This window comes from Clostridium vincentii (genome assembly GCF_002995745.1).
Classification (GTDB): domain Bacteria; phylum Bacillota; class Clostridia; order Clostridiales; family Clostridiaceae; genus Clostridium; species Clostridium vincentii.
Map to the genome: position 1 here is coordinate 116,890 of NZ_PVXQ01000001.1, position 24,126 is coordinate 141,015.

The 24,126-nt window shown below is 30.9% G+C and carries 23 protein-coding genes; 2 read left to right on the forward strand and 21 right to left on the reverse strand.

Annotated elements, in window-relative coordinates; all coding sequences use genetic code 11:
• Position 1: 1 nt before the first annotated feature.
• The 12 genes from CLVI_RS00575 to CLVI_RS00630 form a co-directional block, all read right to left on the reverse strand.
• Positions 2–835 carry a Cof-type HAD-IIB family hydrolase gene (locus CLVI_RS00575; RefSeq protein WP_170065559.1) on the reverse strand — a complete coding sequence of 278 codons (834 nt, stop codon included), beginning with the start codon at positions 833–835 and terminating at the stop codon, positions 2–4.
• A gap of 22 nt (positions 836–857) precedes the next feature.
• The gene (locus tag CLVI_RS00580; protein ID WP_106058170.1) at positions 858–2,144 is read right to left on the reverse strand and encodes a VanW family protein; all 1,287 of its coding nucleotides are present in this window, start codon (positions 2,142–2,144) and stop codon (positions 858–860) included.
• A gap of 112 nt (positions 2,145–2,256) precedes the next feature.
• The gene (locus CLVI_RS00585) at positions 2,257–3,198 is read right to left on the reverse strand and encodes a glycoside hydrolase family 25 protein (RefSeq protein WP_106058171.1); all 942 of its coding nucleotides are present in this window, start codon (positions 3,196–3,198) and stop codon (positions 2,257–2,259) included.
• Between the two features lie 66 nt (positions 3,199–3,264).
• On the reverse strand, positions 3,265–4,788 hold the full coding sequence (locus CLVI_RS00590) for a sensor histidine kinase (RefSeq protein WP_106058172.1): 1,524 nt from the start codon (positions 4,786–4,788) through the stop codon (positions 3,265–3,267).
• Entirely contained in the window at positions 4,778–5,485 is a 708-nt protein-coding gene (locus CLVI_RS00595) for a response regulator transcription factor (RefSeq protein WP_106058173.1), read from the reverse strand. Before CLVI_RS00595 ends, CLVI_RS00590 begins: the two co-directional genes overlap by 11 nt.
• 215 nt (positions 5,486–5,700) lie before the next feature.
• A complete protein-coding gene (locus CLVI_RS00600) occupies positions 5,701–6,306 on the reverse strand; it encodes an NUDIX hydrolase (protein WP_106058174.1) in 606 nt (201 codons plus the stop codon).
• Complete coding sequence (locus CLVI_RS00605; protein ID WP_106058175.1) at positions 6,303–7,208, reverse strand: D-alanine--D-alanine ligase; 906 nt, start codon at positions 7,206–7,208, stop codon at positions 6,303–6,305. Before CLVI_RS00605 ends, CLVI_RS00600 begins: the two co-directional genes overlap by 4 nt.
• Before the next feature lie 41 nt (positions 7,209–7,249).
• On the reverse strand, positions 7,250–7,891 hold the full coding sequence (nth, locus tag CLVI_RS00610; protein WP_106058176.1) for an endonuclease III: 642 nt from the start codon (positions 7,889–7,891) through the stop codon (positions 7,250–7,252).
• On the reverse strand, positions 7,891–8,598 hold the full coding sequence (locus tag CLVI_RS00615; RefSeq protein ID WP_106058177.1) for a lysophospholipid acyltransferase family protein: 708 nt from the start codon (positions 8,596–8,598) through the stop codon (positions 7,891–7,893). Before CLVI_RS00615 ends, nth begins: the two co-directional genes overlap by 1 nt.
• 243 nt (positions 8,599–8,841) lie before the next feature.
• Positions 8,842–9,369, reverse strand: a complete 528-nt coding sequence (gene epsC, locus CLVI_RS00620; RefSeq protein WP_106058232.1) for a serine O-acetyltransferase EpsC — start codon at positions 9,367–9,369, stop codon at positions 8,842–8,844.
• Between the two features lie 34 nt (positions 9,370–9,403).
• Positions 9,404–10,312, reverse strand: coding sequence for a cysteine synthase A (gene cysK, locus CLVI_RS00625; protein ID WP_106058178.1), 909 nt, complete (start codon positions 10,310–10,312; stop codon positions 9,404–9,406).
• A 183-nt stretch (positions 10,313–10,495) separates the two neighbouring features.
• Complete coding sequence (locus CLVI_RS00630; RefSeq protein WP_106058179.1) at positions 10,496–11,761, reverse strand: magnesium transporter; 1,266 nt, start codon at positions 11,759–11,761, stop codon at positions 10,496–10,498.
• Between the two features lie 310 nt (positions 11,762–12,071).
• Here CLVI_RS00630 and CLVI_RS00635 point away from each other — a divergent pair, with 310 nt between their 5' ends.
• On the forward strand, positions 12,072–13,895 hold the full coding sequence (locus CLVI_RS00635; protein WP_106058180.1) for a YgiQ family radical SAM protein: 1,824 nt from the start codon (positions 12,072–12,074) through the stop codon (positions 13,893–13,895).
• A gap of 41 nt (positions 13,896–13,936) precedes the next feature.
• Here the strand turns inward: CLVI_RS00635 and CLVI_RS00640 are convergent, their stop codons facing one another.
• Together CLVI_RS00640 and CLVI_RS00645 are read right to left on the reverse strand one after the other, a co-directional pair.
• Entirely contained in the window at positions 13,937–14,596 is a 660-nt protein-coding gene (locus CLVI_RS00640) for a hypothetical protein (protein ID WP_106058181.1), read from the reverse strand.
• Between the two features lie 53 nt (positions 14,597–14,649).
• A complete protein-coding gene (locus tag CLVI_RS00645) occupies positions 14,650–15,528 on the reverse strand; it encodes a YegS/Rv2252/BmrU family lipid kinase (RefSeq protein ID WP_106058182.1) in 879 nt (292 codons plus the stop codon).
• Between the two features lie 202 nt (positions 15,529–15,730).
• Here CLVI_RS00645 and pssA point away from each other — a divergent pair, with 202 nt between their 5' ends.
• Positions 15,731–16,252, forward strand: coding sequence for a CDP-diacylglycerol--serine O-phosphatidyltransferase (pssA, locus tag CLVI_RS00650; RefSeq protein WP_106058183.1), 522 nt, complete (start codon positions 15,731–15,733; stop codon positions 16,250–16,252).
• Between the two features lie 57 nt (positions 16,253–16,309).
• Here the strand turns inward: pssA and CLVI_RS00655 are convergent, their stop codons facing one another.
• The 7 genes from CLVI_RS00655 to recQ all read right to left on the reverse strand — a co-directional run bounded on the left by CLVI_RS00655 (position 16,310) and on the right by recQ (position 23,993).
• Positions 16,310–16,639, reverse strand: coding sequence for a hypothetical protein (locus CLVI_RS00655; RefSeq protein WP_106058184.1), 330 nt, complete (start codon positions 16,637–16,639; stop codon positions 16,310–16,312).
• Between the two features lie 90 nt (positions 16,640–16,729).
• A complete protein-coding gene (locus CLVI_RS00660) occupies positions 16,730–16,966 on the reverse strand; it encodes a hypothetical protein (RefSeq protein ID WP_106058185.1) in 237 nt (78 codons plus the stop codon).
• 16 nt (positions 16,967–16,982) lie between these two features.
• On the reverse strand, positions 16,983–17,519 hold the full coding sequence (locus tag CLVI_RS00665) for a rubrerythrin family protein (RefSeq protein ID WP_106058186.1): 537 nt from the start codon (positions 17,517–17,519) through the stop codon (positions 16,983–16,985).
• Between the two features lie 37 nt (positions 17,520–17,556).
• Positions 17,557–18,951 carry a SpoVR family protein gene (locus CLVI_RS00670; RefSeq protein ID WP_106058187.1) on the reverse strand — a complete coding sequence of 465 codons (1,395 nt, stop codon included), beginning with the start codon at positions 18,949–18,951 and terminating at the stop codon, positions 17,557–17,559.
• Positions 18,952–18,953: 2 nt separating this feature from the next.
• A complete protein-coding gene (yhbH, locus tag CLVI_RS00675; RefSeq protein WP_106058188.1) occupies positions 18,954–20,126 on the reverse strand; it encodes a sporulation protein YhbH in 1,173 nt (390 codons plus the stop codon).
• Positions 20,127–20,129: 3 nt separating this feature from the next.
• Complete coding sequence (locus CLVI_RS00680) at positions 20,130–22,052, reverse strand: PrkA family serine protein kinase (protein ID WP_106058189.1); 1,923 nt, start codon at positions 22,050–22,052, stop codon at positions 20,130–20,132.
• 180 nt (positions 22,053–22,232) lie between these two features.
• Complete coding sequence (gene recQ, locus CLVI_RS00685; RefSeq protein WP_106058190.1) at positions 22,233–23,993, reverse strand: DNA helicase RecQ; 1,761 nt, start codon at positions 23,991–23,993, stop codon at positions 22,233–22,235.
• Between the last annotated feature and the right edge of the window lie 133 nt (positions 23,994–24,126).

Sequence of the window (24,126 nt, forward strand, 5' to 3'; positions counted from 1 at the left end):
ATTATAAAACAAATTTTTTAATTGCCTTTGCTACTCCATCATTATAATTTGTATCTGTGATATAATCCGCTACTTCCTTAAGCTTAGGTACTGCATTTCCCATAGCCACACCAATACCTGCATATTGAATCATGAAAATATCATTTTCATTATCTCCTATGCATAATATCTCTTCACGCTTAACACCTAAGTAATTAGCAAGTATTTCAACGGCCTTGCCCTTAGAAACTCCTGTAGAATTAACTTCGAGGGAGTATCTTCCAGCTCCGCAAATAGTTAGTTCTTCATCTCTATAAGCATCTTCTCTAAAAGCTTGCACCCTTTCAGAGTCATTGGAATAAACAACACATTTAGCTATTCTATTATCATATTTCTTAAATCTTTTAACTAAGGTTTTGTAAGAGATGCAACTATCAACTATTATTCCATATTTTGCATGTCTACTAGCGATTTTATATATCAAAGCTCCTATAAACCCTCTTAAATCATTTGATATAACCCTATCAGTAGTATAAAAATGAGTTGTAATTTTATGTTTTTTAGCTAATTCCATAATTTTTCTACACTGATTTTCACTTAGGGCCCCATAATATATTTCTTTTTTTAAATCTCTATCCATGATTACTGCACCATTTGCAGCTATTATAGGAGATTTAGATCCAATTTTTTCTGCTACTTGAACAGCATTATTATATATTCTTCCTGTAGCTACTACAATTTCTACACCTTTTTTAACAGCTTCTTGTATAGCTTGTATAGATTTCTCTGAAATAAATTGATTTCTTCCTGAAAACAAAGTTCCATCAAGATCAATACAAATTATTTTTATACTCATAAATTTACCTATCTCCTCATTTTTAATGTTCAGTATAAGGAGCATACGAGTCCGTTGATATAAGTTCCCTATTTATCTCTACTCCATTTTTGTAAGTTACTTGATATGCTTTTGCTTTAGTGTTTCCTTTGGTGTCAGTTCCAAGATTTTCAGACTTTAATTCATAAGTATTACCACTTAAAGCTGTTAGATCACCGTAAATATTAAATGTTACAGTTCCTCCGCCGCCTATTCCCTCAATATATATTGGAAAATCATAGGTATTCTTAAATTTATAATCTAAATATCCCCAAGCTACAGTTGCATCAAGTCCCGGTTCAGAATAACCTACTGGCAATCCATGATTATGTCTTTCTACTGACCTTATATTAGCCTTCATTACAGTCCTATACAAAGCAGTAGAAACTTGACATATGCCTCCGGCTTCAACCTGTTCTACCTTATTATTTACATAGCCACCTGCAGTGGTATAGCTACCTCTGCCCTTCTGTGATACTTCATCATAACTAAATTCCTCTCCTGGCATTAATAAAGTTGCATTCACCAAAGATGTTGCTATTTCAAGATTAGTACCTCTATCATTTACATCATAACTAGTTGAAAAAGTAGACATTTTTCCAGTTATCTTTGATAGAGCTTCCTTTGACTTGGCTACTTTTATCTCTGTTAAAGTAAAAGTCAAATTAGTATCCTCACCTAACGTGTCATTTATAGATTCCTTCATAGTAGTCACGAATTCTTCTTTATTAAGTTCATATCCAACCACATCTGGAGTTATTGAAACTTTACCTCCAACTATAGTCATACTTGCATCTTTAGACTGAACGTTAACTTCAGCCGCTATATTTTCTTCTAGCTCATTTATCTTATCTTCATCATAACCAAAGACTAACTCAATCTCATGAGTTTCATTATCCTTGTTCTTAATTAAAGATCTTTTTGTAAACATATTTTGATCTTTACCAAAACTCATAGCTTCATCTACAGTTTCTTCTATTTCATACCCAGCTGACAAATCAGCATAAGTGTAGTTAAACATCTTGTCCTCAATTTTAATATTGATTTTTTTATCTAATAGTTTTTTAGAAAATGATTCTTCTATTGAGTCTATAGCCTCTTCCTTTGTCTTACCACTTAAATCAAAGCCTTGAACAATAACTCCTGAGTATATTTTTTCATTCCATTTATCAACTGATATCTTTATTGAAAGAGCATACACCGACAAAGCTGAAACAACAATAATAATAATCGCTATAATCTTAATGTGTTTATTGTTCCTAACAGACCTCTTCTCTTGTTTCTTTTCCACTATGTAATCCCCTTCCTAGCCATTTTATAATAATAAATATAATATCAATGTCTATTATATAGTAACATAAAAAAAAATGAAAGAAGCTGTCACTTCTTTCATTGATATTTTTTTATAAATCAACCTTTGCTCTTTTTGCAGAAGTCTCCCCATCGTAATCAAAAGCTTCTATAGTAATAGAAATTGATGGTGCTTTTACAATTGGGAATTCATTTCCTTTTATAATAAACTCCGTATCATTTTCATCAACTGTTCCAACCCAATAATTATTTGCGAATATATTATATCCTAATAAGTCCACATCCGGTACCTTGTTCCATGCGACAACAATATTATTCTCTTCGCGTCTAGCCTTTAGTCCACTTACATAACTTGGTTGAATTAACAATGCGATATTATTAGGTCCCCAGTTTGCATCTACTGGATTTCCAATACCCTCTACAATTGCATCTTCGCTAAATTGCCATATTCTCCATCTAGTCCATCCTCCTTGATCCTTTGGGAAAGGTGGATTTCCCGGTATTTTGGTGTACAAAGCTATCCAAAGAGGCATATTCTTTAATGGGTATCCTCTACCTGGAACCTGAAAATTATCATACAAGTCTATAAAGAAAGCACCTGTGTACAGCATAAGCCTTCTCCTAGTTTTCTTTTCAAATCTCTTTCTAAACCTATCAATCCAGTTAACTAATACAGTAGTTGTAATGGATTTGTTTGTTGGGGTTTCAATATCTAATACCGGAAAAAGATCTCCATAATTCTTTGTACCAAAACCTTCTTCTAATATATTAATGAAATCATCACACTGCCTATCCGCATCCGTTAAATCATTAGAAGGAATTCCAAAATGATAAGCCCCTACAGGTATTCCATAATTCCTTGAGTCCTTTGCAAAGGCTAAAAACTTCTTATCAACTCTAAATCGGCCTGTTCCTGACCCTGATGACCGTAAGTACAAGAAATCTATCTTCGTTCCTAGAACTTGAAAATCGACATTTTGTGTAAATTCATTAATATCTACCCCAAATAAACTATTCGGATTTTTATTTTGCATATATCCTCCAATAAAAAAAATTTGTTTCTCTATTAGAATATTTATTTACCCTTAAAATAGTTACATTTATTTTGAATTTTTTAGACTTATTAATTTAACATAGAAGCTAATGTCTTCCCCATAACATTCAGCCCATATTTGTCCCTGATGCAACTCTACTATGTTCTTTGATATTGCTAAACCTAACCCTGAACCTCCAGATTGTGCATTCCTAGACTCATCAACTCTATAAAATCTCTCAAAGAGTTTAGAAATCTTCTCAGGAGGAAGATTCTTGCCTTTATTTCTAATAGCAATTGTTACAAAGCCCATACTTTCATATATACCTACAACAATTTTTCCTGGCTTAAAGGAATATTTTATTGCATTAGTTAAAAGATTTTCAAATACCCTTACCATCTTATCAGAATCAACATTAACTATAACCTTATCCTCTGAGGCACTTTTTATAATAGAAAGCCCATTTTCCTCAAATAACGGAGTTAATTCTTCAGTTAATTGAAATATAAACTCTGATATATTAACTTCACTTTTATTGAGCTTTATTCCCTCATTATTTAGCTTTGTATACTCAAATAAATCTTCAATTAATATTCTAAGCTTTTCTGATTTATTAAAGGCAATATTTAAATATTCCTTCATAGTTATTTCATCTTCATATCTACCCTCTCGCACTAGACCTATATAACCCATAATTGATGTGAGCGGAGTTCTTAGGTCATGAGATACATTAGTAATAAGATCTGTTTTTGTTTTCTCTGCTCTCCTTTGAGCTATTATCTTTCTATTTATCTCCTTTGACATATAATTTATATTTGCTGCAATATTTCTTATTTCATCAGTACCACTTTCTTCTATATGATAATCCAAATCTCCATTGGCTATGTTTTTAAGTCCAAGAGCTATTTCATCTAGATACTTCATTTTTTTATTAGTTATTATAATAAATAATACTATAAATACTATACAAGTAAGTATTTGTGCAAAGAAAGAATTTGTTACAGAATAATTTGTATATTCTATATGTGCAGTTGGAGTATCAGAATATATAAAGTAACATTTAGTGTCTCCAACAGTTACTGGATAAACATATTTCACTTCCTTACCCATATTAGTTTCCTGTTCAAAATTTGATGTATTTGCCATCACTGAGAAGATATCTATTTTATCTTCCACTACACTCGAAGATTTTTTAACTACCTGTCCATCTAAATCAGTTAAGTATGCCTTTTCACTATTTCCCATATTGATAAATAAATCAGTGAAAAATTCATCATTTTCTAATGTAATATTTTCCTCTTCTGATTTAATTCTTTCTACATAGTTTTTAGCTGCATTCTTTATAGCACTATAATTGTAAGTAATCTCTGATTGACTTACTTCTTTACTCATTACTCTATTAGAAAATCCATAAAACATAGATGATATTAAAAAGCATATGGCTACAACAACCATTAATTCAAACCTTATGCTTTTTTCTATTCTTATCCTTAATTTTTCAAGATGTTTTCTTATTGGATTAAAAATTCTGCTTCTATATATTCTTATTATTATCCTTCTTATAAATCCTTCTTTGTTTTTATTTGTCAATTTTATATCCAACTCCCCATACAGTTTTTATGAATCTAGGTTTCCTTGGATTTTCCTCCGTCTTTTCCCTCACTTTTCTTATATGAACCATTACTGTATTATCCGATTCCATAAACTCTTGATTCCAAACACTTTCATATATATTTGTTATTGAAAAAACCTTACCTCTACTCTTTGATAATAGGACTAAAATATCAAATTCTGTGGGTGTAAGTTTTATTTCTCTTTCATCAATAAAAATTTCATGAGTTTCAAGATTTATTTCTAAATCATCTATTATTATTATATTTTCCTCAACCTCTTCTCCTTTAGTCCTTGCCCTTGGATTTAATTTGTAGAACCTTCTTAGCTGAGACTTCACCCGAGCCACAAGTTCTAAAGGATTAAATGGCTTTGTTAAATAATCATCCGCTCCCATGTTTAATCCAAGTATTTTATCCATATCTTCTGATTTTGCAGATAACATTATAATTGGAAGTTCCCTCTCTTTTCTTATCTTTAAGCATACCTCTATACCACTTATTTTTGGCATCATAATATCTAAAACTATTAAATCTATATCCTTATCTCTCTCAATAATTTCTAATGCTTCTTCTCCATCACTAGCCTTTATAGTATTGTAACCTTCACTCTTTAAATAAATCTCTACTAAATCTCGTATTTCCTTTTCATCATCAACTATTAATATCTTTTCCATAGGTTATTCTCCTCCATCTCAAAGCTTCTCTTATCACAAATATTATCAGATTCTATATTTTTATTCTACTTTTCAATTCTTAATTTAAAAGTTTATAACTTCTTAAATGTTTCTTAAATTAAAAATTCAAACTTTTATATTCCACTGTAGACGAAAAAAAATTAGGGGTGCATTAAAGTAATCTTTATTACACTCCTAATTTTTTTGATTGTTCTTTATACTATCTTATTAAAAAAGCTCTTCAGCATTTTAGCCGTAATTCCCCAAATAACATGACCTTCGAAATTGTAAAATAAAACTTTTTCTTCACCATCTTTAAATTTGTAATCTTTTCCACTGAAAATTAATTCATAAGGAAAATCATCACTTCTTTTTAATTCTACCTTACTAATAACCTCTATAGGTTTTTGGTTTATCAAATAATCAAGAGGGACATAAAAAACATGATCTACTTCATCGCGACTTATATTTAGGTTTTCTATATTCTGTATAATTCCTAAAAAAGGATGAATTATAATTCCATCATGACGGATTAAAGTATCTAATTCATTTACTATTTCAATATTACTTAAATTAAGTTCTTCATATATTTCTCTTAAGGCCGCTTCCTTTGGAGTTTCTAATAAATCAATCTTCCCACCTGGAAAACATATATCCCCAGGTTGACTTTTCATCTTTTTAGCTCTAACTTCAAATAATATATTTGTTTTTCCCTGTATTTCTACAAGAGGAATAATGACCGCAGCTCTTTTCATTTCTTCAAACCCATTAATATAAGGCTCTACATTTTTTATTTTACTTTTAATTAATTCTATATTCATCTCTTCTCTTTTAGAGATCCCTCAATTATTAAATCTATAAGTTCACTAAACTTAAGATTCTTTCCTGCTGCACTTTTTGGAAAAAGACTGTTTTTAGTCATGCCTGGCAATGTATTCACCTCAAGAACATATAGGCTTTTATCTTCAGTTATTATTATATCTACTCTTGAATAAACTGAACATTTTAAAGCTGCATAAGATTCCAATGCCATTTCTTCTATTTCCTTCTGAAGTTTTTCCTCAAATTCTATTACAAATTCATCAGCTCCACCATCTTCATACTTTGATGCAAAATCAAAAAATTCTGCGCTTGGTTTTATTATAACTATAGGGAACACTTCTCCTGACATTACAGGACATGTTATTTCATCACCTTTGATAAATTTTTCTATCATTACTTCATTATCCCACTTAAAAGCCTCTTTAACAGAATTTTTTATGTCCTTTTCTTCCTTAACAATAAAGGTAGCAACACTAGATCCTCCATGAGTTGGCTTAACTACTACAGGATAGCCTAAACTTCCAATATCATCATAATTAATCTCCTGTCCTACCTTTAGGTTTATCCAAGGGGCAGTTCTAATTCCTGCAGTCTTTAATAAATTCTTAGTCATATCCTTATCCATACAAACTGCACTACTTAAAGGACCACAACCTGAATATGGAATATCCAAAGTTTGTAATACTGATTGCACTGTTCCATCTTCTCCAAATTGTCCATGTAATGCTAGTAATGCAAAATCAATCCCCTTAACCTTATTAATTATATCTTCTTTTTTATCTATAATTACAGGAATTACATCATATTTATCCTTATTTATATTCTCCATCATTGATTTTCCACTTTTTAATGAAATCTCTCTTTCCGATGAAACTCCACCCATAATAACTCCAACTTTCATAATTTTCCTCCTCCTTATTTATATAGTTCTTTCGATTGTTCCTAAAAGCCCTTCTTAAGAATTTCTTTTCTATATTTGCAAAGTTGTTCTACTGGACATTCTTGACATCTTGGATTTCTTGCTATACAGCATCGTCTACCATGAAAAATTAATAAATGATGAGCCCTAGACCATTCTCTTTTTGGTAATTCCCTTTGTAATTGAAGCTCAACCTCTAAAACATTTTTTGAATCTGCAAGTCCTAATCTATTTGAAACTCTAAAAACGTGAGTATCAACAGCAATCGATGGAACATTAAAGGCATTAGACAACACAACATTTGCAGTTTTTCTTCCTGCACCAGCTAAAGAAGTTAATTCCTCCATAGTCCTGGGAACTTCACCATTAAATTTTTCTTTTAATTGGTTACACATTAAAATTATATTTTTTGATTTGTTCCTATAAAGTCCAATCTGTTTTATTCTTTTCTCAAGTTCATCATTCTCTAATTTTAAAAATGTTTCTAAATCAGGATAATCCCTAAATAAAGTTTCGGTGATCTCATTAACTTTTTTATCTGTAGTTTGTGCAGATAAAATTGTAGCTACCAATAATTGAAAGGGACTTTCATGATTTAATTCACATTCAGCATCAGGATATGTTTCTTTTAAAATATCCAATATTTTCTTTATCCTTGGTTTCATTACTTATATACTCCTCTATATTTTTCTGGCAAAAGTTCTGCAATAGATTTCATCATTGTATTTAAGCACCTATCATCATAAACATGTTTTTCTTCGTTTTCTTTATCTCTTTTTGAAATAACAACAGGATTACCAAACTTAATATTCACATCAGATATATTCCATTTCTCAGTTCCCATATCACCTGTTTCACTTATAGGTAACAGTCTATCAGTTCCACTCATTCCTATTGGAATAATTTTAGCTTTTGTTAATCTTGCAATTAACAGTACACCTTTTTTGCCTTCAATCATTCCACCAGTTCTACTCCTTGTCCCCTCTGGAAACATCATAAGACTTTCTCCGCCCTTAACTGTTTTAACCATACTTGTTATGGCTTCTTTATCTGCAGTATTAGGCTTCACCTGAATGTTTTTAACTATTTTTGTTCCTAAATTAGTTATAGCATCATCTGAAAGCTTAGCTCCTGCAACAAAGAACGGATCATATTTTTCTTTTAATATATAGTCTAAAATCAATCCATCGGAATTACTTAGATGATTACAAATAAATATAAATGGACCCTCTAGATTTTGTAATTTTTCAGTGCCCTCTATGTTTAATGTTGCATATTTTCTTATATATCTTTTAACAATTGTTTGAGTAAATTTTACTACTAAACTTTCAGGTAATATTTTAATTAGCTTCATTGCTAATGGTGATAACATTCCTTCACGCACCTTCTTTTTTTAATAACTATTATTATATTATACTTGTATATAAAAGTCTATTCCACGAGCAATTTTCTACCTTGATATTTTAAATTCTCCTCCTATTAACAATTTCTTTTGTTAATAAAAAAAGAAGCCTACCATTATAAATAAGCTTCTAATAATCTATTCATATTTTTTTGTTTTATCTATTTTTTACTGAAATTCATCAAACAAATTTCTATCCTCTTGATGTAGTTATCAAATTACTGACTTAGTCCTAATAATATTTCTTGCAGGAGAACCTACTGCCGTAGCATTTGGGGGCACGTCCCTTAACACTACTGCATTTGCGCCTATTTTGGCTCCCTCTCCTATTACAATTGGGCCTAGAATTTTGGCCCCTGAGCCTATAAGAACATTATTTTTCACTGTAGGGTGTCTTTTCCCGGTATCCTTACCGGTTCCCCCTAAAGTTACACCATGGTATAAAACAACATCCTCACCAATTTCTGCCGTCTCACCGATTACTACGCCCATACCATGATCTATAAATAACCCTTTTCCAATCGTAGCGCCAGGGTGAATTTCTATACCTGTAAAGAATCTAGATAATTGGGAAATCATTCTAGCTAATAGGAACACTCTATACTTATACAAAAAGTGTGAAATTCTATATGCAATTAAAGCATGAACACATGGATATAAAAGAAAAACTTCAAATTTATTTCTTGCTGCAGGGTCATTTTCTAAAACCCTGCTTAAATCGTAATTTAAATGCTTAAACAACAAAATCTACACCTCCTCTGCATTATTAATTTTCCTAGTCAAATAACCCCATTGATATATATTTTTCTCCTCCATCTGGAGCTATTGCTAATACTTTTTTACCTTTACCAATTTTTTTAGCTATTTTAAGAGCAGCATAAATTGCAGCCCCTGAAGATATTCCAACTAAAATTCCTTCTGATTGTACAAATTCCTTAGCAGTTTTAAATGCTTTCGAATCCTCAACTGTCATTACTTCATCAATAAATTCCTTATCATATACTCCTGGAATAAAACCTGCTCCTATACCTTGTATTCTATGGGCTCCTGGTTTTCCTCCAGATAAAACTGGCGATGCAGTGGGTTCAACTGCTACAGCTTTAATTCCTGGTATCTTTAATTTCAATTTTTTAGAAACCCCTGTAATAGTTCCCCCACTCCCTACTCCAGCGACTATATAATCTAAATCCTTAATATCTTCAAATATTTCGTCTGCAGTAGTCTCATAGTGTTTTTGTGAATTTGCTAGATTTTCAAATTGTTGTGGGATAAAATATCCCGGCTTATTATTATATTCCAAAGCTTTTTCTATTGCACCTTTCATTCCCCTAATTCCTTCTGTTAATACTAATTCTGCTCCATATGCCTTAATTATATCTCTTCTTTCTCTACTCATAGTCTCAGGCATAATTACAATAACCTTATATCCCTTCATTTTTCCTATAAAAGCCAATCCAATTCCTGTATTACCACTAGTTGGCTCCACTAATGTATCTCCTTGTTTTAAAAGACCTTCTCTTTCAGCTGCTTCTATCATTCCCAGCGCTGCCCTATCCTTTACACTTCCTGCAGGATTATTTTTTTCCAACTTCACATAGACATCTGCACTATTTTCATCTACTAAGTTAGTTATCTTTAATATTGGTGTGTTCCCAACAAGCTCTAAGGCATTATTATATATCATTTTAATTCCTCCCATATTTCTTGAACAAAAAAAATCCGCCCCTATAATAATTATAGAAGCGAAGTATATTACTATATTTTATTAGTAATTATATTACTTATTATTCAAATGTCAATACTTTCAGTATGCTTTTTAACAATATTTAACTCTTAAAAAAGAATGTATTTTCTTAATTTTATAAATCTATTGGTTTCTTGTTCTATTTTTCTTCTTCCATAAAGGATATAAAACTTCGTCAATTATATCATGAATTTTTACTATTCCAACCAATCTATCTTCTTTATCCACAACTGCAGTAGATAACAAATCATATTTAGCTGCCTGTTCTATAGCATCACCAATAGGATCGTCATGATTAACCCTTGTTATATTTTGTTCCATAATATCCTTAAGCATAGTGCTTCCATCACTTAAAATTAAATCTCTTAGAATAACAAGCCCTTCTATCCTACCTTCCTCGTCTACTACATATATATAGAACATGACATCTTCATCAGGTTCCATCTCCTTTAAAATATCAATAGTTTCTTCTACTGTTACATTTAATCTAAAGGCTATAAAATCTTTTGACATCATACTTCCTACAGATTCATTTTCATACTTTAAAAGTTCCTTAACTTGTTGTGCATCTTCCTTTTCTAAGTTAAATAATACCTTTTCTCTTTCTTCTCCTTCTAGTTCATCTAATAAATCTACTATTTCATCATTATCCATATTCTCCAAAAGCTCTGCAGTCTTTGTTTCAGATAAATCCTTAATTATGCTTCCTTTATATTCACCTTCAATCTCCTCAAAGGTATCGGCAGCTAAATCCTCATCTAGAGCTTCAAATACTCTTTTTCTAGACATTTCATCTAGCTCTTCTAGTATATCTGCAAGGTCAGCTGGATGGAGAGTAGATAGTTTTTGATACGGCACTGCTAATTGAAGATTATTATTAATCATTTCAACTGACTCTACATTATCCCACATTAATACCCTATCTTGAAAATCTTTTCTCAAAACTTTATAGATAAATTTACCAAATCTTGGTATTCCTGCTCTTCTGAACCTAGCTGGTGCGCCTGTTTCTACAGCTACAACCTTATATTCACCTACGATTTCTGCAATTCTAAGATCATCAACTCTAACTACTTTTTTACCATTAATATCTACAATTTTCCTATCTAATAGATGCTGTGATAATAGATAAGAATAGGTCCTTGGAAGTATCTCTCTGCTTCCTATAGTTTTGATTACCACGTCACCATCGTTATCATAAAAATTAATATTCTTAAATTCATAGTGGAAGGTGACACCAGTCTTTTTCACCTTATATCCTATAATTCTTGGATACCCATCCTCAGTTGTTACATAAACGTCTTTAAGTTCGCCTAAATCATCACCGAACTCGTCATAAATTTTTTTACCTAAAATCTGAGTGTATAAAAAAACTAATAATCTTTTCATTAAAGCTCTCTCCTCCTCATCTCTAGAGGAAAGTAAGTATTATACTAACAATGTATGAGTTCCTCTAAAGATCATGATATTTTGTTTTTCAGATTCAACTTCTTGAGGACCAACCTCCATTGTTTACACCACCTTTTAATTTAGACATTTGCCCATAAAATAGGCAGACTATCAGTCTGCCTATTTCATATACTTCTATTATATGATAACTACTAGAAAAGGCAACGCCTTTTTTAGTTTGAATAAGTTATTTCAGTATGCTAATATTAAATGACACTTTTAGACTAATATTATTGAATGGAGTAATGATATGAACTTAGCAAATAATTTTTTACCAATATGCAAAGAAGATTTAAAAAATAGAAATATAGATGTCTTAGATTTTATTATAGTAACTGGAGATGCTTATGTTGACCATCCTTCCTTTGGTACTGCCATAATAGGTAGAACCTTGGAATCCCAAGGTTTTACTGTAGGCATAATTGCCCAACCTAATTGGAAGGATGCAGAGGATTTCAAAAAGCTTGGACTTCCAAAATATGCTTTCTTAGTTAACTCTGGAAATATAGACTCTATGGTTAATCACTATACTGCTGCAAAGAAAAAAAGACATGATGACCTTTATTCCCCTGGAGGAGAAGGTGGATACAGACCTGATAGGGCAGTTATTGTTTACTGTAATAGGATTAGGGAAGCCTATAAGGATGTCCCAATAGTTCTAGGAGGTATAGAAGCTAGTCTTAGAAGATTTGCTCACTATGACTATTGGAGCGACAAAGTAAGAAGAAGTATCTTGTTGGATTCAAAGGCAGACCTTTTAATCTATGGTATGGGAGAAAAAACAATAATTCAAGTTGCAGAAATGTTTAGGTATGGCTCTAAAGTATCAAACTTAACTTCTATAAGGGGTACCTGTTACATAACCCGTGACATAGAAAAGCTTTCAAATTATATAGAAGCTCCTTCCTTTGAAGAAGTCTCTACAGACAAAAAGTCTTATGGTGATTCCTATAAGATAGAACATTATGAGCAGGATGCCATAACAGGTAAAGGTATAATACAAAAGCATGGAGATAGGTACCTAATCCAAAATCCGCCTCAAGTCCCATTAACTAATGACGAAATGGATTTTACATATGATTTACCTTTTATGAGAACTTACCATCCTATATATGAAGCAAAAGGTGGAATACCTGCAATTAAAGAAGTTAAGTTTTCAATAACTAGTCACAGAGGGTGCTTTGGTTCCTGTTCTTTTTGTGCTCTAACCTTTCATCAAGGGAGAGTTATACAAACTAGAAACGGAGATTCTGTTGTAAATGAAGCTAAACTTTTAACTACACTACCTGACTTTAAAGGATATATCCATGATGTGGGAGGTCCTACTGCTAACTTTAGACATAGGGCATGCAAAACTCAAGCCGAGAATGGAACCTGCAGAAATAAACAATGTATGTTTCCAAAACCTTGCAAAAACCTAATTATAGATCACAGTGAATATCTTTCAGTTCTAAAAAGAATTAGAGGTATTAATGGAATAAAAAAAGTCTTTATACGTTCAGGTATAAGATATGACTACTTAATTTACGATAAAGATGATACCTTCTTTAAAGAACTATGTGAACATCATATAAGTGGACAATTAAAAGTTGCTCCTGAACATGTTTCTCCAAAGGTTTTAAAGCAAATGGGTAAACCAACCAGAGAGGTATACGATAAATTTGTTAACAAGTATCACGAAGTGAATAAGAAGCTAGATAAAAAACAATTTTTAGTTCCTTATTTAATGTCTTCTCATCCTGGATCTGACCTTAACGCAGCTATTGAGCTTGCACAATATGTAAAGGAAATGGGCTATATTCCAGAACAGGTTCAAGATTTTTATCCAACACCTGGAAGTCTTTCTACAACTATTTATTATATTGGATATAACCCTTTAACTGGAGAAGAAGTCTATATTCCTAAAACCCAATCTGAGAAGGATATGCAAAGAGCTCTAATACAATTTGCTGTTCCCAAAAATTATGAGAAAGTTAAAAAAGCTTTAATAATGGCTGGAAGAGAAGATTTAATAGGAAATGGAAATAAATGTTTAATAAAGGCTACCGCGCCTCGAATTAAAGCAAAAAGATAATAATAAAAAAGTGTCTGAATTAATTCAGACACTTTTTTTATTTATGCAATTTCTCTTATATTCTTTTTAAATGTATTAATGGCAAAGTTCATAATTAATATGAATATTCCATCTCCAAAGATAGGATAGGGAAATAATTTAATGCCTCCGATATATATGATATTTTCTACTATAACAATAACCAATGCTATAACTAAATATATCATTCCCCACCTATTATTATTAGGTTTATCAAGAAAATAAAAACAAAAGCATAATAAAGTTCCAACTAGCAATAAAAATATTATATTTATTGCTTTTTCATTATATATATTAATTACATAACCATAACTTGGATTAAAAATAACCTTTCCAGATATAAAATTAATCCCAACACAATAAACTCCAAAAAGAATGGCTGAAATTATATAAATAACATTAAAACTAAGTCGATCCCATCTTAAATACACATAAGATAATCCTAACACCATAAATGGAATTGCAAGAAGATTTAAAAATAATAAAGGTTTTAATAAATACACAAGACTTCCATTTTTAAGAATACATAATAAAAATAATCCTATGTACCTTAAAATAAATAAGAAACTAACTGCTGTAATATATATTTTTATTTTTTTAGGTGATAACTTTATATTCTTATTTATAAGTAAAATTAGTAAAAAAATAATAAGTAGTAAAAATACATAATAGGCTAAATTCATTATGAATCCTCCAAACCCATACTTACTGTTACTTATTCTTATTATTTTTAAGTTTACTTTATTCCTAAAATTTTTATTCCGCCTTTTATACATTGTATATGAAGAGGAAATTCCGGACCCTTTTCTCCATCAATATCTGTTACTATATCCTCATTAGATTCTATGATAATATCCTCTGTTTTAAAGTAAATAACCTTATCAGAATCTAAATGTTCACCCCTAAGTATTTTTATGAATAAAGGAAGCATCTCATATATTTGCACTGCCTTTATCATTATAACATCAAGATGTCCATCCCTAGTATCCGCTCTATTGGCTAGCTTAAATCCACCTGCTGTTTGCCCATTAAAAACTAGAATTAGGTACATTTCTCCTTCATATTCCAGTTCCTTTGCCTTAAGCTTAACCTTTAACTTCCTGAACTTAGGTATCTCTTCAAAGCCCTTTATATAGTAAGCAAGTTTACCTATAGTATTCTTTAGATTTAAGTCTGTTTTTTGTGATACATCAGTAAAAAGTCCTGAACTTGCAACATTTATAAAATATTTATCATTAATTTTCCCTATATCGATAGCAGTAGGTTTTGTAGATAATATTGCCTTACAAGCTTTTTTTACATCTCTTGGCATTTTTAAAAATGTAGCAAAATCATTCGCAGTACCTACTGGCAAAATAGCTATAGGTAAATCTATATTTCTGGCTTTCATTGCATTCACGACAGAGTCCACCGTGCCATCTCCCCCTGCAATTAATATATATCTATAATACTCATCCATTACATCAAATGCCTCTTCTAAGCTTTTATTCTTTTGTATTCTATATGGAACAATTTGATATCCCTTATCTTGATGCAATTTTGTAATCATATCCAATTCATGTAGAATAGCATTTTCTCCTGAATATGGATTATATATGAATCTAACCTTATTCATATTTCCCCTCCGTTTAGTAATTCTAAAAAGAATTATACCATCTGTACCAAATATTGTCGATATAATATCCTATTATATATATAATAGCAGGTCATTCTATATATAACATTAAGTTTACATTAAATAAATTATAACTCTTATATTATAGTGATTTTCATGCTATAATTATACATTATACTATAAGAATTTTAGGAGTGATTATATGAAAAAAAGCTGTCTTCCTAATATTTTTACCTTTATCAATTTAGGATGTGGTGTTTTATCATTATTAGCAACCCATGAAGGTAATTATATTAAGGCGAGTATTTTTATACTTATAGCCGGATTAGTTGATAGATATGATGGAGTAATTGCCCGATATCTTGATGTATCTAGTGAACTTGGAAAAGAATTGGATTCTTTAGCTGATTTAGTATCCTTTGGAGTAGCGCCTTCAATATTACTATATATTAGCTTTAACCTTAAGGAGTTAGATCCTTATGGCATATTAGGTATTATATTACTGATTTCATTGCCGATATGTGGGTCATTTAGACTTGCAAGATATAATGTATCAACCTTTGATGGAATGTTTACTGGTGTTCCAATAACTATAGTAGGTTGTTTCTTGGCATTATTTGCTTTAATATCCCAATTTGTAGTTGCGCCAGTATTTTTAGTGATTATTTTGATGGTATTAGGAGCTTACTTAATGGTAAGTTCATTACGTTTAAAGAAACTTTAATTTAAAAAGGCTGCTGCCATGAATGATTTTTAAATCATTCATGGTAACAGCCTTTTTTTAATTATGATAGTCTAAATCATCATGGATTTCTGTCATTATACTATCCTTCTGGGTATTTTCTGTAATAACTTCATTTTTTAAATAGCAATACTTAATATAGGAACCTTCACATTTTTCAATTACTTTGAGTAAATCGTCTATTAAATCACCAATGCTATTGATTCTATCAAGAGCATGTTTTACCTCATTTTTTTTAGCCAAGTTAATTGTATTTAATTCTGCTGTACTGCTTATTAACAGTCTATATATTTCAATATAATTTTTAAGTAAGCTACTAAGATTATTTAAGTCATTATAATGTCCATGTATAACCTTATCATATCCCAAAACTTAACCACCTCTTATAATAATACACAGCACATTTTTGTATAGTAAAAAATCCTACTATGATATTAAGCATGATTTTTTAGTTTAAACCTATTTTATATTACTATTAATCTCTAAATAATATTCATCTTCTTCTAAATTATATTTATATTTTTCCCAATAACCCCCTTGAATTTCAGTTTCTATATACTCTCTATCTGCTGCTTCTAATGCTTCTTTTTCCACTAAATCTTCTTTAAATAGTCTTTGTCCACCCTGAATATATTCTTCAGTAATATCGCCTATAATAACAGGGATGAAAAACTCCTTTGGTATTCTATAATACATAATTCCCCTCCTGTTATTACTTTACTTTGCAATAGGGTTTAAAATAATCTATGGGATATTTACATAAAGGACATTCCTTAGGTGCTTCTTTACCTTCATGAATATATCCACAATTCATACATTGCCATAAGCCTTCATCTTCACTACAAAACATATCTCCATCTTTAATTTTGCCAGCTAACATTAAGAACGTTTTGCCATGTATTTCTTCAACTTCTTGAAGTTCCTTATAAAAATCAGCGATTTCTTCGAAACCCTCCTTTCTTGCCATAATTTCAAATTCCTTGTATATTTTCTCACTTTCCTCTGACTCTCCCACAGCTGCTTGTACAAGATTTTGCTCAGTATCCTTATTTTTCTTCAGGAATCTATTGAAAGTTTCTCGTGCATGAGCTTTTTCATTGTCAGAAGTCTCATCAAATATTTGAGCCACCCATCTGTATCCTTCACATCTAGCTTTTTCAGCATATAATGAGTATTTATTTCTTGCTCGTGACTCCCCTGCAAATGTTTTATAAAGATTTTTTTCCGTTTTACTTCCTTTTATATTCATCTTAATCTCCTAGGTATTCTTTCCCTTTATAATTTATTCACAGAGCAGTTGTTTTGTTACCATCCTTAACTGTTATTTTACCTGTGTCATCACAATTTATTAGAAGTTCTTTTTCTTCCTTAGTCTTTGTAACAAGTGTTATTTTATGTCCCCAAAGTTTTTGAAGATGTTTTATAGTCTCCTTTGCATACATAAGTTCAAGCTCACGACCATCAAAAACATGCTCAAGTGTTAATGTGTAATCTTTTTTATTTAAATCTATAACTCTAATATACGGGATAGATCCAATACCACAGGTAAATGCAAGATTATCTCTAATCTCTTTCCATCCAGCCTTGTCGGCAACTTCTTCAACTACAAAATCAAAACTTTTTTTTGTATATTCGAATAAATTTAATTCTTCACAAAGTTCCCTAGTTAAATATCTTCTAATAAAAGAAGCATCTCTCTCTAATGCTCTGACTTCAAATATTTTATCTCTTCCATACCTCTTATCTAAATCCTCAAATATTTTAAAGCCTATATAATAAGGATTAAGCCCCCCTAGCATAGGTGCAACTACATCATTATGCCTTTTCAAAAATTCAACATGTAATCCTTGTGGTAAATCTAGCTCTTTTAAAATTGTATAATGCCAATAGCTAGCCCAACCCTCATTCATTATCTTTGTATCTATCTGTGGCAGAAAATATTCTGTTTCTCTTTTAACGATTTTTACTATGTCCTTTTCCCATTCCTCTAAACTTCCATGTGCCAAGATAAATCCCATAACATCATCATAAGGTTCTAATGGAATCTTATCTAAATTAGGCATATCAATCACCTTTTCTGAATCTAAAATCCCCCTATTATCTTTCTGTCTTTCATAGTCCTCCATAAGATTCTTTCTTATTTCATCATCTGTTCTATCTTTTTGTCCAACAACTCTAGAAATATTAAGTTTTATAGCATGAGCAGCATCTAAAATTCGCTCTACCTTCGCATATCCAATTCCAGGAGAATTAATATAGGATCGTATGGTATCTGCATCTAACTTAAATAATTCTAATGAATACTTTGCTTTTGTTCCTGCCTTAAATAATCTATTATTTTTAAAGAAATCATTATGTCCATATACATGAGCCATAGTTAAAATCTGCAATAATAAAGTGTTTTCCCTCATTAAATATGCTAAACATGGATCTGAATTTATTACCATCTCATAGGGTAACCCCGTTAAATTAAAGGAATATAACATTTTATTTTTCTCATAAGACTTACCAAAACTCCAATGGGGATATCTAGAAGGCATACCTAAGTATGCCTCATATCCTAGCATTTCATTAAATCCTATAATTTCAAATTCTTGAGGGTAAAAATCTAATCCTAACTCTCTTACTTTAGATTCTATCTTTTCATTCCATTTTTCTAAATCCTTAAGGTTATAATCCACCCTTACTCCTCCTTTAATTCCTTACTTAACATAAGCTTTAATGCATCCCATAAATCTTTTTTTTCCTTCACTATTACAGGTACAAAATTCTTATTTTTTATTTCTTTTTGAAATCTATAATACATTGTAGTGGAATAAGTTGATGGCAATAGTTCTGCATAGCCAAACATATTACTTACACTGCTTAATTCACTCACTGCCTTTATAGCTTTTTCATTATCTTCTGTCCAATTATCTCCATCAGATGCATACACAGGATAAATATTCCACATACTTGGGGAATATTTTTCATTTATTAAATCTAAAGCTAGATTTAAACCACTAGATATATAAGTTCCACCAGATTCAGCCTTATGAAAAAATTCATCTTCATTTACTAATTTAGCAACGGTTGTATGAGAAATAAATTCAAAAGCTATATTATTATATTTTCTTCTGAGAAATTTTGATAAAACAAAAAAGTATGACCTAGCCAAAAACTTTTTAGAGCTATCCATAGATCCAGATACATCCATTATAAATATCATAACAGCATTACTTTCCCTTTTTGGTTTTGATTTCACTCTATAATATCTTACATCCTCCTGCTTAAATGGAAATCTTTCAATAGGTACTTCAATATTTTCATCTTGAAGTGCCCTCTTTTTGCCTTGCTTTCTTGCTATCTTTGACATAACTGTTTTCTTTTTTGCAAGCCTAGGATTTATACCATACTTTTGATAACCCTTCTTCTTTCCATAACTTTCAGTTAATACTTCAGAATATTTTTTTCTATCTAAATTAGGCAAATCTAAGTCTTCAGTTATATACTCAAGAAGTTCCTCTAGGGTTATTTCAGTTTCATATATATCTTCACCTTCATTATTTCCTGCTCCTTGATTTCCATTACCACCTTTAGAATTCCCTGATGTAATTTTATCTCCTCTTTTTTCCTCTCCAGTACCGTTTGCTACTCCCTTAGAATTTTTACCATAAACAAACTGATACTCCTTTATCCCCCTTATTGGAATTTTGAATTTTTTATTGTTCCCTTCACCCATAATACTTTCTTCTGATAAAATATCTCCTAAATTTTCTTTTATTGATTTATCAACAAGCTGCCTATGTCTTCTTCTATCCTCAATGGATCTGTCATGATCAACTAGATTCTCAGCATTATCTCTAAAGATAGCCATCCTTTAATCCTTCCATAAATTATTAGCAGCATATTTTAGGATGACATCACAACAATGTGAACAATAACCCTGACTTTTCATTTCTTCTACCATGACATTATATTTTTCAGTTTGTTCTTTATCTCGAACTCTAGTTTTAGTTATTATACGAGAAATATCCTTAACTGAAGCAATTAATTTCTTTTCAATAGCTTCCTTTAAAGGTTCATAGGAAGTATACTTTATTGTTCCGCCATTTCTAATAAGATAGAACATATAAGAGGTGACATCTGCTCTAAACCCTTTACTTGAGGCATCTGAAACTCCAATTTGTTCCTCAATATTTCTCATAAATTCTTCATCAGGATTTAATTCTTCTCCTGTTGAAGTGTCTTTTATCCTACACTTATTTACATAAGCTTCTGCATTATCTATATAATTGTTAAAAAGACTTTCAGCCTGCTCCCTAAAAGAATTTATAAAAGCCTTTGTTATTTCTTTTTCAAGAACTTTATTGTATTCCTTCCTAATAGTATCTTGTATAAATCCCAAATATTTCTTTTTATCTTCTCCACCAATATCCATTTCCTTAACTGATTTTATAATACTCTCCATTATACTTAGTGGATTAATACAATCACATTCAGAATTTGAAAGAGCATTATCTATAGATTTAATTATAAATCTTGTTGATATTCCCTTCATACCTTCATATGGGCCTGCTTCTTCTCTAAGCTCCATAATATCAATTCTCTTTGTAGTTCCCTTTTCAACAATTTCTTCACCATTATATATTTTAAGTTTAGTCATTGGATCAGCCTTTGCCGAAGGAGAAAGCCTTGAAAGTATAGCAAACATAGCTGCAAATTCAATAGTATGTGGTGATATATGCGCCTTAAAATTACTCTTTTTAAGTATTTTATCGTAAATCTTTTTCTCTTCTTCAAGCTCCAAGCAATAAGGAACCTCAATCTTAACAATTCTATCTAATATAGCTTCATTAGTATGATCTGATTTAAATTTGTCCCACTCTGCTTCATTTGAATGAGCTACTATAACGCCATCAAAATAAATCATCGATCCTTTTCCAGGTGAGGGAACAGACTTCTCTTGAGTTGCAGTAATAATTGTATGAAGATACTCAACATCATTTTTAAATACTTCTATAAATTCTACAAGTCCTCTATTTCCAACATTGAATGCTCCATTTAAAGAAAATATTCTTGGGTCATCCTCTGGATACAAATCCATTTTTGAAATATCAACTGAACCTGTAAGTATTGATGTATCCTGATTATTAGGATCCACAGGCGGTACTACCCCAATACCCTTTCTTGATCGAATAGAGAACCCACTTTTAACTACGCCAAACTCCTCATATTTCCCCTTTAATTCATGCTTTAACTTATATCTACAAGCAGGGCATAAATCACCTTCAATTTGAACTCCTAGCTTTTCTTCAAATTGTGGTCTTAAATGCTTAGGAATAAGATGCAGTGGTTCTTCATGCATTGGACATCCCTCTAAGGCATAAATTGGTTTACAATCCTCTAAAGCCTTTTTCAAGCTTTCGACTAAGGACGATTTACCTGCGCCCACCGGCCCTACTAGATATAGCACTTGTCTAGCTTCTTCGCCTTTCATAGCAGCAGAATTGAAATAACTACCAAGTTTCATTATTATCCTATCAATTCCAAAAAAATCATCCTTGAAGAATCCATATTTTCGTATTATATCATTCCCATAAATTTTTCTAATTCTAGGGTTCTCGTCTGATCTTAATATCTCCACACCTTTTCCCATAATCATGTCATGGAGTCTCTTATGTGCTAGTTTTGCTATATCAGGATTTGCCTTAATAATTTCTAAATAATCTAGAAAAGTGCCCTCAAATTTCTCCTTGCTTCCATTATCTCTATCATTTTCTATGAATTTTTTGAAGTCCATATACATCACTCCCTTTTAATAAAATATATTCATTGAAAGTAGTACTCTATGACTTTAAATAACAACTTTCTTTAACAAAATTATATATAAGGATATTATGTAAAGTACCCCTTTACTTTTAAATGAATTCGTATAACAAAAAGAAGGCTAGAGATTTAATCTCTAGCCTTCAGATTTAACTTAATCTCCATTTATAATTTTTAATACTTCATCTCCATATCTTTCAATTTTTTTCTCTCCAACCCCTCTAATTTCAAATAAATCTTCCATACTCTTTGGCAACTTATTTACAATTTCTATTAAGGTTGCATCCGAAAATATTATATATGGCTTTATGGAGTCCCTATTTGCTCTTTGCTTTCTCCATATCTTTAATATATTATACAACTCAGGATTAAGTGCAGTTTCCTCTTCCTTTATAAGAAGCAATACCTTACGCTCTCCACGAAGAATTTCCACTGCCTTTTGCGTAATCTTAAGCATTGAATAGGTTCCTTCCTTAAGAACAACAAATTCTTGTCTTATCATTTCCTTAATTAATGCCCTTATAAAGGTAGTAGTATACTCCTTCATAATTCCAAAGGTAGTTAAACTTTCTAATTTATCTTTTATTATCTTAGGTCCTTGATAGCCCCTTAATATATCAATAATCACTGAAATTCCATAGGCTTCCTTTGTTCTATACACTGTAGATATAACCATCTGTGCCTCTCTCATATAATCCCTAAGCTCTTCATTTTGTAAACAGTTACTACAGTTTGCACAATAGTCTCTAGTCCACTCTTTATCGAAGTATCTTAAAAGGTTAGTTCTATAGCACTTTGTTTCCTCACAAAACTCTATTAAAGCTTCAAGCTTTCTTAAAGCAATTTCACTTATCTTAATATCACTACTATTATTAATTATAAATTCAACCCTTCTTATATCATCTCTATTATAATAAAGATAACAATCACAAGGAGCTCCATCTCTTCCACCTCTTCCTATTTCTTGATAATAACTTTCCAAACTTTTAGGAATTGTGCAATGAATTACATATCTTACATTAGACTTATCTATCCCCATACCAAAGGCGTTGGTAGCAATCATGGTATTTAGTCTATCATATAAAAAATCCTCTTGATTTTTTTTCTTTTCCTCATCAGAAAGACCGCCATGATACATTGTTACACTATATCCTAATTCCTTTAAATATCCATGAAGATGTTCTACTTCTTTCCTTGTAAGACAATATATAATACCAGATTCCTCTGGATGATTTTGAATTATTCCTTTTATCCCCTCATCCTTATCTTCCTCTTTATATACATTAATAGCTAAATTTTCTCTATTGATATCTCCAATAAATACATAGGGCTTCTTTAAGGATAAAAGATTCATAGAATCATCCTTAACCTCTTCAGTAGCTGTTGCTGTAAATGCTGATACTACTGGTCTATTATCTAAACTCTCTATAAATGGACCAATATACCTGTAGCTCATTCTAAAATCATGACCCCACTCAGATACGCAATGGGCTTCATCTACCGCTACCTGAGATATTTCTAAAGACTTAACTATTCCAAGAAAAATCCTAGACTCCAGTCTTTCTGGAGTTATATAAATTAATTTATATTCTCCTAGAGAAGCATCCTTTAAAATTACACTAATCTCCTCCATGCTTTGTGTACTATTTATATAAGTGGCCTTAATACCGTTATCCTTTAATCCATCTACTTGATCCTTCATTAATGATATAAGAGGTGAAATAACAAGTGTAATTCCATTCATAATAAGTGCTGCTATCTGATAACATATTGATTTACCTGCACCAGTTGGCATTATACAAAATACATCTCTTTTATCTAATATGCTAAGTATTATTTTTAATTGTCCTGATCTAAACTTCTCATATCCATAATACTTTTTTAATCCATATAAAGCTTTTTCCTTATTATCCATTTCCTCACCTCACTTTATCCTTTATTTAACTCTTCTCTATTTTATAATATTTTAAACACAATTTGTTAACTTTTTTGCAAATTATATTTTTTATTATATAAAAAGAAAAAAAATAGCTTTAATTCTATGATAA

What these genes read in the sequence shown, in the direction of transcription:
- CLVI_RS00575 (WP_170065559.1), bottom strand. Translation starts at nt 835, where the DNA reads ATGAGTATAAAAATAATTTGTATTGATCTTGATGGAACTTTGTTTTCA.
- CLVI_RS00585 (WP_106058171.1), bottom strand. Translation starts at nt 3,198, where the DNA reads ATGCAAAATAAAAATCCGAATAGTTTATTTGGGGTAGATATTAATGAA.
- CLVI_RS00595 (WP_106058173.1), bottom strand. Translation starts at nt 5,485, where the DNA reads ATGGAAAAGATATTAATAGTTGATGATGAAAAGGAAATACGAGATTTA.
- CLVI_RS00600 (WP_106058174.1), bottom strand. Translation starts at nt 6,306, where the DNA reads ATGAATATAGAATTAATTAAAAGTAAAATAAAAAATGTAGAGCCTTAT.
- CLVI_RS00605 (WP_106058175.1), bottom strand. Translation starts at nt 7,208, where the DNA reads ATGAAAGTTGGAGTTATTATGGGTGGAGTTTCATCGGAAAGAGAGATT.
- nth (WP_106058176.1), bottom strand. Translation starts at nt 7,891, where the DNA reads ATGAAACCAAGGATAAAGAAAATATTGGATATTTTAAAAGAAACATAT.
- CLVI_RS00615 (WP_106058177.1), bottom strand. Translation starts at nt 8,598, where the DNA reads ATGTTATCACCATTAGCAATGAAGCTAATTAAAATATTACCTGAAAGT.
- cysK (WP_106058178.1), bottom strand. Translation starts at nt 10,312, where the DNA reads ATGATATATAATAATGCCTTAGAGCTTGTTGGGAACACACCAATATTA.
- CLVI_RS00630 (WP_106058179.1), bottom strand. Translation starts at nt 11,761, where the DNA reads ATGAAAAGATTATTAGTTTTTTTATACACTCAGATTTTAGGTAAAAAA.
- CLVI_RS00635 (WP_106058180.1), top strand. Translation starts at nt 12,072, where the DNA reads ATGAACTTAGCAAATAATTTTTTACCAATATGCAAAGAAGATTTAAAA.
- CLVI_RS00640 (WP_106058181.1), bottom strand. Translation starts at nt 14,596, where the DNA reads ATGAATTTAGCCTATTATGTATTTTTACTACTTATTATTTTTTTACTA.
- CLVI_RS00645 (WP_106058182.1), bottom strand. Translation starts at nt 15,528, where the DNA reads ATGAATAAGGTTAGATTCATATATAATCCATATTCAGGAGAAAATGCT.
- pssA (WP_106058183.1), top strand. Translation starts at nt 15,731, where the DNA reads ATGAAAAAAAGCTGTCTTCCTAATATTTTTACCTTTATCAATTTAGGA.
- CLVI_RS00660 (WP_106058185.1), bottom strand. Translation starts at nt 16,966, where the DNA reads ATGTATTATAGAATACCAAAGGAGTTTTTCATCCCTGTTATTATAGGC.
- CLVI_RS00665 (WP_106058186.1), bottom strand. Translation starts at nt 17,519, where the DNA reads ATGAATATAAAAGGAAGTAAAACGGAAAAAAATCTTTATAAAACATTT.
- yhbH (WP_106058188.1), bottom strand. Translation starts at nt 20,126, where the DNA reads ATGGCTATCTTTAGAGATAATGCTGAGAATCTAGTTGATCATGACAGA.
- CLVI_RS00680 (WP_106058189.1), bottom strand. Translation starts at nt 22,052, where the DNA reads ATGGACTTCAAAAAATTCATAGAAAATGATAGAGATAATGGAAGCAAG.
- recQ (WP_106058190.1), bottom strand. Translation starts at nt 23,993, where the DNA reads ATGGATAATAAGGAAAAAGCTTTATATGGATTAAAAAAGTATTATGGA.